At 56.9% G+C, this 3,043-nt stretch carries 4 protein-coding genes; 1 reads left to right on the forward strand and 3 read right to left on the reverse strand.

Annotation, left to right across the window (positions count from 1 at the left end; genetic code table 11):
• Positions 1-184: 184 nt before the first annotated feature.
• Genes yjjG through ACK13D_RS21990 form a run of 3 tightly spaced genes read right to left on the reverse strand, consistent with a single transcriptional unit; the run spans position 185 to position 1,706 of the window.
• The gene (gene yjjG / locus ACK13D_RS21980) at positions 185-865 is read right to left on the reverse strand and encodes a pyrimidine 5'-nucleotidase (RefSeq protein ID WP_010253605.1); all 681 of its coding nucleotides are present in this window, start codon (positions 863-865) and stop codon (positions 185-187) included.
• 18 nt (positions 866-883) lie between these two features.
• Entirely contained in the window at positions 884-1,324 is a 441-nt protein-coding gene (gene rimI, locus ACK13D_RS21985; protein ID WP_010253603.1) for a ribosomal protein S18-alanine N-acetyltransferase, read from the reverse strand.
• The gene (locus ACK13D_RS21990) at positions 1,296-1,706 is read right to left on the reverse strand and encodes a DNA polymerase III subunit psi (RefSeq protein ID WP_022625367.1); all 411 of its coding nucleotides are present in this window, start codon (positions 1,704-1,706) and stop codon (positions 1,296-1,298) included. The genes rimI and ACK13D_RS21990 overlap by 29 nt, the downstream gene beginning before the upstream one ends.
• A 106-nt stretch (positions 1,707-1,812) precedes the next feature.
• Here ACK13D_RS21990 and rsmC point away from each other — a divergent pair, with 106 nt between their 5' ends.
• Positions 1,813-2,844, forward strand: a complete 1,032-nt coding sequence (rsmC, locus tag ACK13D_RS21995; RefSeq protein ID WP_010253598.1) for a 16S rRNA (guanine(1207)-N(2))-methyltransferase RsmC — start codon at positions 1,813-1,815, stop codon at positions 2,842-2,844.
• Positions 2,845-3,043 lie beyond the last annotated feature (199 nt).

The raw sequence follows: 3,043 nt of genomic DNA on the forward strand, positions 1-3,043 counted from the left end.
GGATGTGCCATCCCCGGCGGTCCGTCAGGCAGAGGAATGAAGTGAAGGAACCGCGTAGCGGCGCGAGGACCGCCAGCCCCTGCCCGGCACCAGACTGCGTTATCACCTGTCGCTTAACTGACTGACATTACCGCTGTGCGGGCCTTTTTTACGGGAAAGATGCTGATTTGCGAGGCGTCTTGCGTTAGCCGATGAGCAGCGCTTCCAGCTCGCCCAGTGATTTGACCTGCCAGGTGGGCTTAATATGTTCCGGCAATGGCCGGGTGCCATGATCGAGCCAGCAGGTTTTAATACCGGCATTCATGCCGCCCAGAATGTCTGACTCTGGCGTATCACCCACCATCAGCACCCGCTCACGATCCGGGTTGCTCATCAGATTCAGTGCGTAATCAAAAATCTCTGGCGCCGGTTTTGGCTGGCCGACCTGCTCCGAGATTACCAGCGCCGAGAAGTAATCGCGAAAACCGGTGCGCTCCAGACGCGTCTGCTGCAGCGCAGTAAAACCGTTGGTGATGATGCCCATTTTCACCCGGCCATGCAGCTGGTTCATCAGGCTGACCGCGCCCGGCAGCGGCGTACAGATCTCTCCCATTGCGCTGAGGAAGCCGCTGTTGAGGATCTCCGGCGCAACGCTGAGCTTTTCGCTCCAGTGGTTGAAACGCTGAGTCTGCAGCTGTAACGCGGAGATAGCACCGTTCTGATAATCGACCCACAGCGGCTTATTTATCGCCTGATAATCGCTGTAATCCTGGTCGGTGAACTGCACGTCATAACCGGCGAACAGGCGCTGCAAACCGGCATAGGCGTCGAAATGAAAAAGGGTATCGTCGGCATCAAACAGGATGCAATCCCAGTTATCAATCATTAAAGCTCCTTAACACCGCTACGGCGTCAGTGCCATGAGAATGGCATCTTCACGGCCGCTGGCGGTGGGATAATAGTTGGGGCGACGACTGACCTGATTGAATCCAAGCTGCTCATAGAGCGCGATGGCGGGCAGGTTCGAGGCGCGCACTTCCAGCCACAGCGTCAGTACGTCGCGTTTGATCAACTCATCGATCAAATGCTGCAACAGCTGGCGGCCCAATCCCCGGCGCTGAAAAGCGGGATCGACCGCGATGTTAAACAGCGAGGCTTCGTCCAGTACCACCTGCGTAATCGCAAAGGCGGCCATTTTGCCGTCAACGTCGAGACGTAAATTGATAAAGCGCTCGCCCTGATTGCTGGCAAACGTCTTTTCACTCCAGGGAAACGCGTGACTACGACACTCAATGGCGAAGGCCTGCGCCAGATCGTCAGGGGTGAGTAAAGAGATGGCTGTCATGGTTACACATCTGTTGCCAGAGCGCGCGTTTGGCGACGCCGCTGCTGATCAGTTCATTAAAAGAGGCGCTGGTTAATGCCACGCCATTGAAAGTCTGTTCGCTCTCTACGCCGAGCAACCAGCCCGCGCAGTTCAGCGTTTCCGGCAGCATTTGCAGCTGATCCGGTGTCACGGTCATTACCTGAGCGGGTTGCAGATTGAGGGCATGCAGCACATCGCGCATCAGCGGTTCATGTAAACCGGGGGGCGCGTCAGCGACAATAATTAACTGCGTGTCCGGTGCCAGCGTGACGGCAATTTCGCCCTGAAGCACGCGCGGGCGGCGCAGTTGGTACTGCGTAATTCCCATTTGCTGTAAAAGCCAGTCGCGCCTGGACGTCATGGTGTTACCTGTTCTGCTGCATGAATGCGACGCTATGCTAGCAAACCCATCGAACATGCGCCAACAAACCACTATAATCCCCGCTCAGATCTTACAGGAGCCCTACATGTCTGCTTTTACCCCGGCCAGCGAAGTCATTCTGCGCCACAGTGATGAATTTACCGCCCGCCATGTTTTATTTGCTGGCGATCTGCAGGATGACCTGCCCGCTCAGCTGGAAACCGCCTCATCGCGCGTTCACACCCAGCAATATCATCACTGGCAAAACCTGAGCCGCCGTATGGGCGAGCAGGCGCGTTACGGAATGGTTGCGCAGGCCGAAGATGTGCAGGGCTGCGATACCCTGGTCTACTTCTGGACCAAGAATAAGCCGGAAGTGCAGTTCCAGCTGCAGAACCTGCTGTCGCTGCTGCCGGTGGGCTGCGACGTGTTCGTGGTCGGTGAAAACCGCAGCGGCGTGCGCAGCGCCGAAGGCATGATGGAGTCATGGGTGAAGCTGGAGAAGATCGACAGCGCGCGTCGCTGTGGTCTCTACCACGGTCGCCTCGACAAGCAGCCTGAATTCGATGCCAGCACTTTTGGTCACCAGTATCAGCTTGATGGTCTGACGATTCATACCCTGCCTGGAGTCTTCAGCCGTGACGGTCTGGATAGCGGCAGCGCCCTGCTGCTGTCGACCTTTACCCCACACACCAAAGGTAAAGTGCTGGATATGGGCTGTGGCGCGGGCGTGATTGCCGCCTCGCTGCCTGCTCGTTCGCCTAAAGTGCGTCTGTGGCTGTGTGACGTGCACGCAGCGGCGATTGAAGCGAGTAAAGCGACGCTGGCCGCCAATGGCATCGAGGGCGAAGTCTTCGCCAGCAATGTCTTCTCTGACGTGACCGGTCGTTTCGACATGATTATCTCTAATCCGCCCTTCCATGAAGGCACTCAGACCAGCCTCGACGCCGCACAGGCGCTGATTCGTGGTGCGGTGAAGCACCTGAATACCGGCGGCGAGCTGCGTATCGTTGCTAACACCTTCCTGCCCTATCCGCAGGCGCTGGATGAAGCCTTCGGCAGTCACGAAGTCATCGCGCAAACCGGGCGCTTTAAAGTTTACCGTGCCGTCTATGGTCGCGGTGCCAAAACGCGCTAAGGGTTTTTCCTGCCGTTAACTGCTTTGCCGGGCTGAAAACGTTGCTTTTTACAGCGATCGTTTCAGCCCGACGAAATAGTTGTTGACGCAAAGAGTAAAATCTCTAGAATGCGCCTCCGTGGTTGTAACATTCTCAAGGTGTTACGGGTATGCGAAGGTGGCGGAATTGGTAGACGCGCTAGCTTCAGGTGTTAGTGTC

The organism is Pantoea sp. K16, from assembly GCF_048452805.1.
Classification (GTDB): Bacteria; Pseudomonadota; Gammaproteobacteria; order Enterobacterales; family Enterobacteriaceae; genus Pantoea; species Pantoea agglomerans.